This window comes from Streptomyces sp. Tu 2975 (genome assembly GCF_009832925.1).
Lineage (GTDB): Bacteria > Actinomycetota > Actinomycetes > Streptomycetales > Streptomycetaceae > Streptomyces.
The window spans coordinates 6,792,782-6,805,922 of record NZ_CP047140.1 but is presented as its reverse complement, the minus strand read 5'-3'; the positions used below and the strand labels follow the sequence as shown (position 1 = coordinate 6,805,922).

12 protein-coding genes and 2 pseudogenes are annotated in these 13,141 nt (G+C 71.3%); 8 read left to right on the top strand and 6 right to left on the bottom strand.

The annotated features are described in order from the left end of the window. Window positions 1–2: 2 nt before the first annotated feature. On the bottom strand, window positions 3–575 hold the full coding sequence (locus GLX30_RS30495; protein WP_159694180.1) for an XRE family transcriptional regulator: 573 nt from the start codon (window positions 573–575) through the stop codon (window positions 3–5). Between the two features lie 93 nt (window positions 576–668). On the opposite strand from GLX30_RS30495, the gene GLX30_RS30490 reads away from it, so the two are divergent. Continuing rightward, window positions 669–1,535: a DMT family transporter gene (locus GLX30_RS30490; RefSeq protein WP_159694179.1), complete on the top strand. Its 867-nt coding sequence runs from the start codon at window positions 669–671 to the stop codon at window positions 1,533–1,535. Here GLX30_RS30490 and GLX30_RS30485 read toward each other — a convergent pair. Then, window positions 1,536–2,383 (bottom strand): annotated as a pseudogene (locus GLX30_RS30485) (acyltransferase). Window positions 2,384–2,730: 347 nt separating this feature from the next. Here GLX30_RS30485 and GLX30_RS30480 point away from each other — a divergent pair. The 5 genes and pseudogenes from GLX30_RS30480 to GLX30_RS30460 all read left to right on the top strand — a co-directional run bounded on the left by GLX30_RS30480 (window position 2,731) and on the right by GLX30_RS30460 (window position 7,534). Then, window positions 2,731–4,761 (top strand): ATP-binding protein, encoded by a 2,031-nt coding sequence (locus tag GLX30_RS30480; protein ID WP_159694178.1) that lies wholly within the window; start codon window positions 2,731–2,733, stop codon window positions 4,759–4,761. A 108-nt stretch (window positions 4,762–4,869) separates the two neighbouring features. Beyond that, on the top strand, window positions 4,870–5,289 hold the full coding sequence (locus GLX30_RS30475) for a roadblock/LC7 domain-containing protein (protein ID WP_159694177.1): 420 nt from the start codon (window positions 4,870–4,872) through the stop codon (window positions 5,287–5,289). Further along, window positions 5,286–5,645, top strand: a complete 360-nt coding sequence (locus tag GLX30_RS30470) for a DUF742 domain-containing protein (protein ID WP_159694176.1) — start codon at window positions 5,286–5,288, stop codon at window positions 5,643–5,645. Before GLX30_RS30475 ends, GLX30_RS30470 begins: the two co-directional genes overlap by 4 nt. Further along, window positions 5,626–6,242 (top strand): annotated as a pseudogene (locus GLX30_RS30465) (ATP/GTP-binding protein). Before GLX30_RS30470 ends, GLX30_RS30465 begins: the two are co-directional and overlap by 20 nt. Beyond that, window positions 6,239–7,534 carry a cytochrome P450 gene (locus tag GLX30_RS30460; protein WP_159694175.1) on the top strand — a complete coding sequence of 432 codons (1,296 nt, stop codon included), beginning with the start codon at window positions 6,239–6,241 and terminating at the stop codon, window positions 7,532–7,534. The pseudogene GLX30_RS30465 and the gene GLX30_RS30460 overlap by 4 nt, the downstream one beginning before the upstream one ends. A gap of 55 nt (window positions 7,535–7,589) precedes the next feature. Here GLX30_RS30460 and GLX30_RS30455 read toward each other — a convergent pair whose 3' ends face one another. Both GLX30_RS30455 and GLX30_RS30450 read right to left on the bottom strand, forming a co-directional pair. Next, the gene (locus GLX30_RS30455) at window positions 7,590–8,582 is read right to left on the bottom strand and encodes an SMP-30/gluconolactonase/LRE family protein (protein ID WP_159694174.1); all 993 of its coding nucleotides are present in this window, start codon (window positions 8,580–8,582) and stop codon (window positions 7,590–7,592) included. A gap of 141 nt (window positions 8,583–8,723) precedes the next feature. Then, window positions 8,724–9,965, bottom strand: coding sequence for a cytochrome P450 (locus GLX30_RS30450; RefSeq protein ID WP_159694173.1), 1,242 nt, complete (start codon window positions 9,963–9,965; stop codon window positions 8,724–8,726). A 191-nt stretch (window positions 9,966–10,156) separates the two neighbouring features. Between GLX30_RS30450 and GLX30_RS30445 the strand changes: the two genes are divergently transcribed. Next, on the top strand, window positions 10,157–10,687 hold the full coding sequence (locus GLX30_RS30445) for a gamma carbonic anhydrase family protein (protein ID WP_159694172.1): 531 nt from the start codon (window positions 10,157–10,159) through the stop codon (window positions 10,685–10,687). A 21-nt stretch (window positions 10,688–10,708) separates the two neighbouring features. On the opposite strand, the gene GLX30_RS30440 is transcribed toward GLX30_RS30445, so the two are convergent. Both GLX30_RS30440 and GLX30_RS30435 read right to left on the bottom strand, forming a co-directional pair. Then, on the bottom strand, window positions 10,709–11,368 hold the full coding sequence (locus GLX30_RS30440; RefSeq protein WP_159694171.1) for a DedA family protein: 660 nt from the start codon (window positions 11,366–11,368) through the stop codon (window positions 10,709–10,711). A 158-nt stretch (window positions 11,369–11,526) separates the two neighbouring features. Then, window positions 11,527–11,979 (bottom strand): DUF4442 domain-containing protein, encoded by a 453-nt coding sequence (locus GLX30_RS30435; RefSeq protein WP_159694170.1) that lies wholly within the window; start codon window positions 11,977–11,979, stop codon window positions 11,527–11,529. Window positions 11,980–12,072: 93 nt separating this feature from the next. Between GLX30_RS30435 and GLX30_RS30430 the strand changes: the two genes are divergently transcribed. Next, window positions 12,073–13,104, top strand: a complete 1,032-nt coding sequence (locus GLX30_RS30430) for a hypothetical protein (protein WP_159694169.1) — start codon at window positions 12,073–12,075, stop codon at window positions 13,102–13,104. Window positions 13,105–13,141 lie beyond the last annotated feature (37 nt).

The window sequence follows — 13,141 nt, the reverse complement described above, 5'->3', positions numbered from 1 at the left end:
TCTCAGCGGACGGGCGGGACGGAGACGGCCATCATCATTTCGACGACCGCCTCGCCCGCGTTGCGGTAGGCGTGCGGGACGTTCGCCTCGAAGGTGGCCGAGGTGCCGGCGGGGACGGCATGGGCCTCTCCGTCGACGACGAGGGTCAGTTCACCGGCGGTGACGTGCAGCAGTTCCGTCGTCCCGTCGGGGTGGGGGTCGGAGGCGCTCTCGTCACCGGGCATCAGCCGCCATGACCACAGCTCCAGCGGCCCGCCGCGCTCGTTGCCGACGAGGAGCGTGGTGGAGCTGCCGGTGGAGGTGGACCACATACGGACGGCCTGCTCCGGGGGCACGATGCGGACCTGGGCGCCCTGCTCGTAGTCGAGGAGCGTGGTGATGCTGACGCCGAGGGCGTCGGCGAGTTTCACCGTGGTGCCGACGCTGGGGTTGGTGCGCGCCTGCTCGATCTGGATGATCATTCCCCGGCTGACCCCGGAACGGGCGGCGAGAGCGTCCAGGGTGAGGCCACGTTCGCCGCGCCAGTGCTTGAGGTTCCGGGCGAGCGACTGGGTGAGCTGGTCGAGGTCCGACACATTCCGTCCAATATCCTGGATGACAGAGTTCAATAAATTGCACTACCGTGTGGTGCACCGAATCGTTCACCGCACTGTACTGCGAGGCATCGCATGACCGCACTGTTCGCCCTGGCCACCAGCCTCCTGTGGGGACTGGCCGACTTCGGCGGCGGCCTGCTCACGCGACGCACGCCCGCGCTCACCGTGGTCGTCGCCTCCCAGTCCGTCGCGGTGGTGGTCCTCGGCGCGATCGTCGTCGCGACCGGCGGCTTCGCGGAGGCCGGACCGCGGCTCTGGTACGCCGTCGCGGCCGGCGCGGTGGGCCCGGTGGCGATGCTCTGCTTCTACAAGGCCCTCGCGCTCGGCCCGATGGGCGTGGTCTCGCCACTCGGTTCACTCGGCGTCGCCGTCCCCGTCGGCATCGGGCTCCTGCTGGGCGAGCGGCCCGGAGTGCTCCAATTCGCGGGGATCGCGGTGGCGGTGGCCGGCATCGTCCTCGCGGGCGGCCCCGAACTGCGCGGCGCACCGGTGCAGCGTCAGGCGGTTTTGATGACGCTCGTCGCGGCCTTCGGGTTCGGCGCCGTACTGGCCCTGATCGCGGAGGCGTCGACCACGCTCACCGGACTGTTCCTGGCACTGTTCGTCCAGCGGGTGACCAACGTCGCCGTCGGCGGGGCCGCCCTGTGGGTGTCGGTCAGGCGCGGCGGCCGGGCCCTGCCGGAGGACGGCGGCCTCCGGACCGTCCTGCGCTCGCTGCCGGCGCTCGCCTTCGTCGGCCTCGCGGACGTGGCGGCCAACGGCACGTACTCGATCGCCGCGCAGACCGGGCCGGTCACGGTGGCCGCGGTCCTCGCCAATCTGTATCCGGTGGTGACGGTCTTCGCGGCGCTGGTGATCCTCAAGGAGCGGCTGCGCACGGTGCAGGCCGCCGGCGCCGGGCTGGCCCTGGTGGGCACGGTCCTGCTGGCGAGCGGCTGATCAGCGCCCTTCGAGGTCCGACACGGCCCGGCCGGGAGCCGCCGCCCCCGGCAGCGTCCCGCCGTCCACACCCGCCTGCTGCAGAGCCACGCCGTCGACGCCCGTCCGCGGCAGCTGCTTCTCGAGCTCCCCGAGCGCCCGCAGTTGCTCCGGGTGACCCCGTCCGGGATGGGCACCGGCGCGGGCGTGCGCAGCGGCGGCTGCCAGCCTTCGGCCTCGTCCCACCGGCGTACGACGCGGGCGGGGGCTCCGGCGACCACCGAGTGGTCGGGCACCTCGCCCCGCACGACCGCGCCCGCCGCTACCACCACGTTGCGGCCCAGCCGGGCGCCGGGAAGGATCACCGCACCCGTCCCCAGCCAGCAGCCGGGGCCGATCGAGACGGGGTCGGTGCGGGGCCACTGCTTGCCGACCGGCTCGTGCGGGTCGTCGTAGCTGTGGTTCGTCGAGGTGATGTAGACGTAGGGACCGCAGTACGTGTCGGAGCCGATGGTCACGCGGGTGTCGGCGATGACGTGACTGCCGCGCCCCAGGACCACCCCGTCCCCCAGCGTCAGGATGGGATCGGGACCGAGATCCAGGCCGGGCATCATCCCGGCGGTCAGGGTCACCTGCTCGGCGATGATGCAGTGCGCGCCCAGCTCGATCCACGGTTCACCGAAGACGGTCCCCTGCGGAAAGGCGAGCCGGGTGCCGGGCCCGATCCGCCGGAAGTCGAGCCGCCCCGGACGGTCGGCCGTGACGGCGCCCGCCTCCTGCACCCACTGCCAGCCGCGATGGACGGCGCGCGCGAGTCCGCGGCGCCACCAGGCGGCAGGGGATGAGAACGTGTTTCTGTTCTTCGGCACCCGCCCACGGTAGTCGGCCCGGCCCCGCACGAAGGGCGTGACGTGCTGTGATGTTCGCCCCAAGGCCCACCCGTCGCCCCTCAAGGGCCATCGACCGCCCGCCGTTTACCACGTGGAGCGCCTCTCGCAGGCGACTTCGCGCGCAACTCCACCGTTCTGTGGACAGTGGGCACACTCCGGGGTCCGCGGCCTCACCCCTGGCTAGCATGAGCACCGCACGCTTTCGGAGGATCACCTTCAGTGATCGGCGTCAACACGTCGCCCGTGGCAGGCGATACGGGCCGATGCGCCGGCCGGGCGCCTGTTCCCACAGCTCCTCCCGCACTCGAGCAGCGAGGGATCGCGGAATGTCAGTGGCTCCCACACCACACCGGACACGTACGTCTCGGCGTTCCCCCGTGCCCCTGCCGCTGACCGCACTGCTGGCTGCCGCCCTGGCCGGCGGAGCGGTGATCGTGGCCGCTCCCCCATCCGCCCGCGCATGGGTGGCCGCGACGGTCTGCGTCGCCTGGCTGGGCGTCGCGTCCACCGCCGGTGCCGCGTCGGCGACGCTGCGCCGACGCCGGGGCGCGAGCGCCGCCGCGAGCGGCGAACTGCGCACGCTCCAGGCCCGGTCGGCGCAGCTCGCCGCCGAATCCGCGCACCTGCTCAATGTCACCGTCCCCGCCGTCGTCAAACGGCTGCGCGACGGCGCCACGGTCGAGGACGCCCTGACCGGCACGCCGGGCCCGAAGGACGCCCAACTGCGTCGCATGCTGAAGGCTTTCGCCACCGAGGTCGGCGCGGCGGAACACCGCGCACGGGCCTCTGCGGCGAACTGCGCCGCTGCCGTACGGCAGTTGGCACTGGCCGCGGACGGCGTCGACCGGATGACGACGGTCGCCCTGCCGGCCGCGGTGGCCCATCTGCGCACCGGCGCGTCGGCCGAGACGGTGATGGCGGGCCTGGACCGGCCGGCGGACTCCCGACTGCGGGTGCTTCTCGAGACGACCGTGCGAGAACTGGCGCTCAGCGAGCGACGCGCCGCGGCCGCGCAGGGCGCGAGCGCTAAGGGCCTCAGCCGGGTGCAGGCGAAGGCCGTGACCATGCTGGCCGATCTGCGGGAGATGCAGGACCGGCACGGCGAGGAGGTCTTCGGCGATCTGCTGAAACTCGACCACAGCGCCTCCCAGCTCGGTCTGATGACCGACCGTCTGGCGCTCCTCATGGGCGGCCGGGCCAGTCGGGCCTGGAACAGGCCGATCCCCATGGAATCCGTCCTGCGCGGCGCGGTCGGGCGCATCGCCGCGTACCAGCGGGTGCGGCTGCACTCCTCCGGCACGGCCGCCGTCGCCGGTTTCGCCGCCGAGGGTGTGATGCACCTGCTGGCCGAACTGATGGACAACGCCGCGAACTTCTCCCCACCCGTCGACGAGGTCCATGTCTACGTCGAGGAGCGGACGGCCGGACTGGTCGTCACCATCGAGGACAGCGGCCTGAGGATGTCCGACGCGGCGATGCGCCGGGCCGAGGAGGCGGTGTCCGGCAGAATCACCGACCTCGCCACCCTCCAGGGCACCCGGCTCGGGCTGGCCGTGGTCGGCAGGCTGGCCGTGAAATACCGCATGAGCGTCAGCTTCCGGCCGTCGTCGCGCGGTGGTACGGGCGTGGTGGTGCTGTTGCCGCCGCAGTTGCTCGCGCAGCCGCGCAGCGGCCTGCCGGAGCAGGCGGCGACCGGGCATGTCACCCCGGCCCACGGCATCACGGTCCCGCTGCCCGACGCCCCGACGACCTCCGGGGCGGGCACGGCGAGGACGCCTTCGTGGGAGGGCGCAGCAGCGGCAACAGGAGCCGAGGCCGGCACCGTCGGAGCGTGGGAGGCCACGGCAGTCGCCTCCGCGCCTGACGGCGGCACCGTAGGACCGACGTCCTGGGAGGCCGCGGCAGGCACCGCCGCAGTTGGGGACGGCACCGCCGGAACGACCTCCTGGAACAACACGGCCGAAACCCCCACAGCCGGGCCGGACACGGCAGGAGCGACCTCCTGGGCGGGTGCGGACGGGGTCACGACGGATGCGGGCACGGCCGGCGGCAGCATGGCCGTCCCGCCACAGGGGGTGCGCCGCGTGGCGACGCCCGGCGGTCTGCCGGTGCGGCCCGCGGGCCGCACGATGGCGGCGGCGGACCGCGGCCGCGACCCCGGGGCGGGCCCGTCGGAGGGCTACGCCGGTACCGGCCGGGACGCGGGCACGCAGTTCGGCGAGTTCCACCGCTCGTGCCGTGCCGGGAACTCCGGGCCCCCTGCCGCTGAAGCGGGCCCGTTCCCGCCCGAGCCTCCGGCGCACACGGAGCCGGACGGCGGTCCCTCACAAGAGGCGTCCGGGACGGCCGGGCCGTAACCGGGCCCGGCGCCGACCGCCCCCATCCCGTACAACGCGGACCACCGGAACCGACAGGAGGCAGAGGCCGACACCCGGTCCTCACCGGACGCGCGGCCCACCCCGATCATGCAGACCACCGACACCAGCCTCACCTGGCTCCTGGAAGGTTTGCTGGAGCGCACGCCCGGCACCCGGCACGCCCTCGTACTCTCGCGCGACGGGCTGAAGCTGTGCTGGACCAGGCATCTCACCCGCGACCAGGCCGATCAGCTGGCCGCGATCTGCTCGGGCATCCAGGCCCTCGCCCAAGGCGCGTCGATCGAGTTCGGCAGCGGCACCGGCGGCGTCCGGCACTCGATGACCGAGTTCCACGGCGGACTGCTGTTCATCGTCGAGGCAGGCGCCGGCGCGCATCTCGCGGTCGTCGCGGCGGACGGCGCCGACCCTGGCCTGGTCGGCCACCGGATGACCGAACTGGTCGAGCAGATCGGCGAACGTCTGGGGGCAGCGCCAAGGCTCCCGGCCCAGGACAGTCCGCGCTCATGACCCGGCGTCCCGTCGACACGGGTGACCCGGAACGGCTCTACACCGTCACCGGCGGACGCAGCCGTACCGACGACGACTCGTTCGACCTGGTCACGCTGATCGTCAGCGAATGCGAGCCGTCGCACGGCATGCAGTCGGAGCACGTCCGGATCCTCGACCTGTGTCGCGCCCCCACGGCGGTCGTGGAGATCTCGGCCGCGCTGCGGCTGCCCGTGACGGTCGTCCGGATCCTTCTGTTCGACCTGCTGGTCACGGGCCGCGTCACCGCCCGCCATCCGCCGGTCGCCCGCTTCCGGGGCTCGCTGCCCGACTCCGACCTCTTGAAGGAGGTGCTCGATGGACTCCGCAACCTCTGAGCTCCCCGGCTTCACGCCGCTGGGCAGGGATTCGGAGAACGGCCTCAAGATCGTGATCTTGGGGGTTTCGGTGTCGGCAAGACGACGCTCGTCCGGTCGGTGAGCGAGATCCGCCCGCTGAACACGGAGGAGGTGATGACGCAGGCCGGCGTCGGCATCGACGAGACCGCGGGCGTGGCGACGACGAAGACGACCACCACCGTCGCGTTCGACTTCGGCCGGATCAGCCTCAACGACCGCATGGTCCTCTATCTGTTCGGCGCACCCGGCCAGGAACGCTTCTGGTTCCTGTGGGACAGGCTGTTCGCCGGCACGCTCGGCGCGGTCGTCCTCGTCGACACCCGGCGCATGAGCGACTCCTGGTACGCCATCGACCGGCTCGAACACCGCGGGACTCCGTTCGTCGTCGCCGTCAACCGGTTCGACGACGACCCGTCCGTCTACTCCCTGACCGAGATCCGCCAGGCCCTGGCGCTCGACCCGCACGTGCCGCTGGTCGAGTGCGACGCGCGGATCCGCTCCTCCGGCAAGCACGTCCTGCTCAGCCTCGCCGACCACCTCCATGAACTGGCAACGGCCCGGGAGACGACACCATGAACGACCCCATCGGCACCGCGGCGCACGCGCCCCACCCGCCCGGCTGTCCCGCCCATGAGGAGGCGGCCCGGCTGAGCGGCCTCGCGTTCCGGCAAGGCCCGTCGGAGCTGTACCGCTCCCTGCGCGGCCGCTACGGCTCCGTCGCGCCGGTCCTGCTGGAAGGAGACGTTCCGGTATGGCTGGTCCTCGGCTACACCGAGGTCACGTACGTCACCGCCCACGACGAGCTCTTCGCCCGCGACTCCCGGCGCTGGAACCAGTGGGGGGCCGTTCCGGCCGACTGGCCGCTGCTGCCGCTCGTCGGGCATCAGCCGTCCGTGCTCTTCACCGAGGGAACGGAGCACCAGCGGCGCGCCGGAGTCGTCACGGAGGCGCTGGAGGGCGTCGACCAGTTCGAACTCGCCCATCGATGCCGCGAGATCGCGGAACTGCTGATCGACGCGTTCGCCGGCAGCGGGCAGGCGGAGCTGATGACGGCCTACGCGCATGCGCTTCCGATGCGCGCCGCCGTGCGGATGTGCGGCATGCCGGCCCACGGGGCGGACACCGAAGGCCTTGTGCGGGACCTGAGAATCTCGCTGGACGCCGCGGAGTACGACGACCCGGTCGCCGCGTACGTCCGTGTCCAGGAGCGCATCCAGCGGCTGGTGGAGGACAAGCGCCGCGCGCCCGGGCCCGATGTGACGTCGCGGATGCTGGCGCACCCGGCCGGCCTGACGGACGAGGAGGCCGTGCAGGACCTGATCGTGGTCATCGCCGCGGCCCAGCAGCCGACGGCCAACTGGATCTGCAACACGCTGCGGCTGCTGCTGACCGACGACCGCTTCGCCTTGAACGTGTCGGGTGGCCGGCTCAGTGTGGGCCAGGCGCTCAACGAGGTGCTGTGGCTGGACACCCCGACCCAGAACGTCATCGGCCGCTGGGCGGTGCGCGACACCACGCTCGGCGGGCGCCGGATCCGTGCCGGCGACTGTCTGGTGCTGGGGCTCGCGGCCGCCAACACCGATCCACGGATCTGGCCGGAGGGGCACATCGGCGCCGAGAACTCGGCGCACCTGTCGTTCGGCAACGGCGAGCACCGGTGCCCGTATCCGGCACCGATGCTCGCCGATGTGATCGCCCGTACCGCGGTGGAGACGCTGCTGGAGCGGCTTCCGGACGTGGTCCTCGCCGTGGAGCCGGACGAACTGACCTGGCGGCCGTCGGTCTGGATGCGGGGACTGGACTCGCTACCGGTGATCTTCACACCGGTAGCGGCCCTCGCGGAGTGCCGGACCGGGAATCAGCGGTAGGGGGACGACGGTCCCCGACCGGGCGACCGCGGTGACCGCCCGCTTCCGGGGTGGCTCACCGTGCGCCTGGAGGAGCGGCGCTGTCGCCGGCGCGGGACTCCGGGTCCAGCCACGGTCTGCGCCCCGGTCCGGTCGGGTGCGTGCCCGTGACGCCCATGACCACCGAGTAGAGGCTGGTCTCCGCGGCGATGAAGAGACGGTTGCGCTTGGCTCCGCCCCAGGCGATGTTGGCGACCGCCTCGGGGACCTCGAGCCGCCCGATCAGCGTGCCGTCGGGGTCGTAGCAGTGCACGCCGTCGTCCATCGCCGCGGCCCAGAGCCGGCCGGCGTCGTCGAAGCGGAGGTTGTCGAAGCGGGCCTTCCGCCGGGCCCCGGCCTCGGCGAAGATCTCGCCGTCCGACAGCGTGCCGTCTTCGCGTACGTCGAAGACCCGGATGCAGCCTGCCCTGGTGTCGGTGACGAACAGCTGCCGCTCGTCGGCCGAGAAGACGAGGCCGTTCGGGGCGCCGAAGCAGTCGGCGACCAGCCGCACTTCGCCGGAATCGGGATCGACGCGGTAGACGTTGTTGGAGCCGATCTCGCTGTCGGCGCGATAGCCCTCGTAGTCGCTGGTGATACCGAAGTCCGGGTCGGAGAACCAGACGGAGCCGTCGGACTTCACGGCCGCGTCGTTCGGGCTGTTGAGGCGCTTGCCCTGCCAGCGGTCGGCCAGCACCGTGACGGTGCCGTCGTGCTCGGTCCGGGTCACCCGGCGGTTGCCCTGCTCACAGGTGACCAGCCTGCTCTGCCGGTCGAGGGTGTTGCCGTTGGTGTGCCCGGCGGTGCGGCGGAAGACGCTGACGGCGCCCGTCTCCTCGTCCCAGCGCAGCATCCGGTCATTGGGGATGTCGCTCCAGACCACCTGCCGCCAGGCGGGCAGGTAGATCGGCCCCTCGGCCCAGCGGCAGCCGGTGTACAGGACCTCCAGGTCGTCGTCGCCGTTCATGCAACGACCGGTTCTGAACCGGTCGTCGAACATCTCGTACAGCGCGGGGCGTGCACTGGCCATGCGAATACTCCCCTTCAGATGCTGAATGACATTCAGTCAATGAGGAAGATTGCATGATGAAGTACGGCAAGAGCAAGGTTTGCCAGAATGGAGAGCTGTGGATCACACCTCCTCCGCAGGAGCCGCGCCGGGCGGCGCCCTTCAGCGAGCGGGGGCTCGGCCGGCCACCGGCGTGAAGCGCACCGGCAAGGACCTCGGCCCTCGCGTGAACACCCCCTGCTCACGGGGGACGAAGCCGTCTGCGAGGCGCATGTCCGGCATGGCGTCCAGCAGTTGGCCGACCCCGGTCCTGACCTCGGCCCTGGCGAGCAGCGCGCCCACACAGAAGTGCCGGCCGAGCGCGAAGGCCAGATGGTCGGCGGCCGCGGAGAACGCGGTCGTCGCGGTGAGGTCGTCGCGGAAGATGTCGAAGCGGTCGGGGTCGCGGTACCGCTCGCCGTCCCGGTTGGCCGCGCCGATCAGGCAGGTCACCGTGGCACCGGCCGGGATGGTGCCGCCACTGACGGTGACCTCCGCGGCGGTCTGCCGCATGATCATATGAACCGGGGGTGTGAAGCGCAGTGTCTCGGCAAGGGCGCGGTCGATGAGGTTCCGGTCCTCGCGCACCGCGGCCAACTGGTCGGGATGGGCCAGCAGGTTGGCGAACATGCCGGCGATGGCCTTGTCGGTGGTCTCGCCGCCCGCGGCGAGCAGCAGGCTGCAGAACGCCTTGATGTCCTCGTCGCTCATCCTCACGCCGTCCACCTCTGCCGCGCAGAGTGTGGAGAGCAGGTCCTCGCCCAGGTTGTCGCGGCGCTCCTGGATGATCGGGATCATGTACTCGGCGAACTCGACGCGGGTCCGCTCGCCGGCCGCTGCGACGTCGGGATCCCTGGCGAGATTTCCGAAGTAGGCGACGACGGAGGTGTACCAGCCGTGGAAGCGGTCGTGGTCCGCCTTGTCCAGACCCAGCATGTCGGCGATGACGTTGACGGGGAACCGGGTGGCGAAGGCGTCGACGAGATCCACCTCGCCCTTGTGGCGGAAGGCGTCGATCAGCTCACGGGCGTTGCTCTCGATGACCGGCAGGAACTTGTCCCTGAGGTCGCTTCCCCGGAAGGCGGGAGCGACGAGCGCCCTGCGCACGGCGTGTTCACGTCCACTGAGCTGCACGATCGTCTTTCCGTGCACAGGCTCGAGCTGCCAGTCGTAGTTCTCGGTGGTGAACACCGACTCCTTGTCCTTGAAGGCGCGCTCCACGTCCTCGTAGCGGGAGACCAGGTAGCTCTCGGTGGGTTCGTGCCAGATCAGCGGGGCATGCTCGCGCATCGACCGGTAGGCGGGGTACGGATCGGCGGCGAACTCCGGCGACAGGATGTCAGGGATGTGCTGTGCGGTGGCCATGGGGCTCCCTCGTCAGCAACGGGCAATGCCCGCAAGGCTATTGAGCCTCCGACGAGGACGACAGACAGCAAGACGGCGCGCACGGGTGCGCCCCCGTGCGCGCACCCGCGCCCCCTGGCGCATGTCAGGGGAGCGGGGGGCTTACGGTGCAGGTAGGCGCGGGACGACCGGTGAGGCACGAGGGAGCAGGCATGACGGAGCGGGCATTGGTTGCGGGCGTGGGCGGCAAGGAGCCCGACGTCGACCCGGAGGCGTTCGCAGCGCCGACGTCGGTCGTGATGGGTGACGTGACGGTCGCCGCGGGGGCGAGTGTCTGGTACCAGACGGTGCTGCGCGGCGACTGCGGACCGATCGTGATCGGCGCGGGGAGCAACATCCAGGACAACTGCACGGTCCACAGCGACCCCGGCTTTCCCGTCACCGTGGGCGAACGCGTATCGGTCGGCCACAACGCGATCCTGCACGGCTGCACGGTGGACGACGACGTCCTCGTCGGCATGGGGGCCACGGTCCTCAACGGGGCGCACATCGGCTCCGGTTCCCTCATCGCGGCACAGGCCCTCGTACCGCAGGGCATGCAGGTGCCGCCCGGCTCACTGGTGGCCGGGGTACCCGCGAAGGTGCGGCGTGAGCTGACACAGGAGGAGCAGGAGGGCATCAAGCTCAACGCGGCGGTCTATCTGGACCTGGCCGCCCAGCACCGGGACGCGCACAAGGACTGACGTCCGGGCCCGGGCGGCGGGTCAGTCGGCGACGGGGACGGGCTCCGACAGGGGCGACGCGGCCGCCGGCTGCTCCGCCGCCGCCTTCTTCGCCCGGCTCTTGAGCACCAGCATCGAGGTGACGCCGACCGCCACCGCGAGGACGAGCCCGAGCCAGGAGAAGCGCTTGAGCCAGGCCTCGGCCACGACACCGACCGAGTAGACGACGGCCGTCGTGCCGCCCGCCCACAGGATGCCGCCGAAGACGTTGGCGATCAGGAACTTCCAGTACGGCATCCGCAGCACACCGGCGAGCGGCCCGGCGAAGATCCTCAGCAGGGCGACGAAGCGGCCGAAGAAGACGGCCCACATGCCCCACTTCTCGAACGACCGCTCGGCCATGGCGATCTGGGCCTCACCGAAGTGCTTGGGGAATTTCCCGCCGAGCCAGGCCAGCAGCGGCCGGCCGCCCTTCCGGCCGATGGCGTACCCGATCGAGTCGCCGATGATGGCACCGGCGGTCGCGCAGGCGCCGAGGATGTAGGGATCGATGTCTCCGTGCTGGGAGGCGAGGAGCGCCGAGCTCACGAGGACGATCTCTCCGGGGAGCGGGATACCGAGGCTCTCGAGCCCGATCACCACCCCCACGAGGAGATAGATGCTGACCGCCGGGACAGTCTCGAGCCATTCCTGGACGTGCAACGCCGTGCCTCCCGCTACCACCGGGCCGCTCGCCCGGCGCGCGCCCCGCCGGCGCACGCCGGGCAGCCTACCCGGTCGCACGGGCGCGTCACGGCACACGAGAGGCCGCCCGGTCACCACAGGGGTGCCGGGCGGCCCGGTGCGGTGCGTGACCGCGATCAGCTGTTGGGGCGCAGGGTCCAGACGATGTGCATCTCACCGGTCACGGCGCCGTCCGCGCGCTGGATGGCGACCGTGACGGGGAACTCGGGGCGCTCGCCCGCGTCCAGCTCCTTGACGACGTCGGCGACGGGGCGGCCGAGCGTCGCGGTCGCCGTGAGGACGCCCTTGGCGAGCTTCCTGTAGCTGGTCTCCGCCTTCACCGGCAGCGGCACCGAGCGGCTCAGCTGGTCGCCGAACGCGGCGAGGACGACGGCGCCGCTCGCCGACTCGGCGAGGGTGAACATGGCGCCGGCGTGCGGCCCGCCGACGTGGTTGTGGTACTCCGGCTGGTCGGGCAGCCGGAGCACCGCTCGCTCCGCGGTCGTCTCCAAGTACTCGAGATTGAGGGTCTTGACCATGGGGACGGTGGCGGCGAGCAGTTCGCCGATGGACATCTGGTCTGCGCTCATGCCGGAATGTTACCCACCAGTAGGCTCACTTGGCCATCCCCCGCGGGGCCCGGGCGTAGAAGAGCCACGGCCGCACCTCTATGGTTACTGGCCATGTGGCCAGGACAGCAGCCGCCCGGGGGCGAGCAGAACCCGCAGGACCAGAACCCGTACCAGCAGCCGGGGTACCAGCAGCCGAATCCTTATCAGCAGCCGGGATACCAGCAACCGGGGTACCAGCAGCCCAACCCGTACCAGCAGCCGACCGTGCCGCAGTACGCCGTACCCGGCCAGACGCCGGGAGCGCCGCAGCCGGCAGGTGACGAGAAGAAGAAGACGACGATCATCGCGATCGTGGCGGCCACGGCAGTCGTCGCGACCGCCGTCGTGACCGGCATCGTCGTACTGCCGGAGGACGAGAAGTCGTCGGGCAAGGGCGGTGACGTCGCGGCATCGAAGCCGGCCGACCCGAACGCCTCGGACAAGCCGAAGGGCTCGGAAGAGTCCGCCCCGGCACCGACGGACAACCCGCGCGGCGGCGAGGCCAAGCCCACGATCGCCGGGTGGAAGGTCGTCACCAACCCCAAGCACGGCACCCAGTTCGACGTGCCGGCGGAGTGGGAGGTGGCGAGCTCCGGCATGGCCACCGGCTTCGAGGACGAGAAGAAGGGCGACGGCTCGGCCGTCGTCATGATGTCCGCGCCCGCCCACTTCAAGAGCAAGTGGTGCCTCTTCGACTCCGACAAGGACGGCAGCGAAGAGGACTACGGGCTGGCCAGCACCGGCACCAAGGGCGGAAAGGGCGCGAAGAGCACCGCGGAGGCCGCCTACAACGAGGCCGGCAACTGGGCCTGGGCCGCCTACGCCCAGACCGAGCCCAAGGGAACCGTCAAGGTGACCAAGGCCGTGGACTACACGACGAAGTCGGGCCTCAAGGGCAGTCTCTCGACCGCCACGGCCAAGGGCGTGAAGAAGGACAACAAGTGCGAGACCGACGGTAAGTCGATCGCGTTCAGCTTCAAGAACACCAAGGGCGACTTCGCGAGCTGGGTGCTGTACTCCAACACCGGCGTGCCGGACGAGGTGCCCGACGCCACGATCCAGCAGATCCTCAGCACCGTACGGCTGGCCGGCAGCTCCGGCTGAACCGCTGAAGGCTGTCCACGGGCAGAGGCGCGACAAG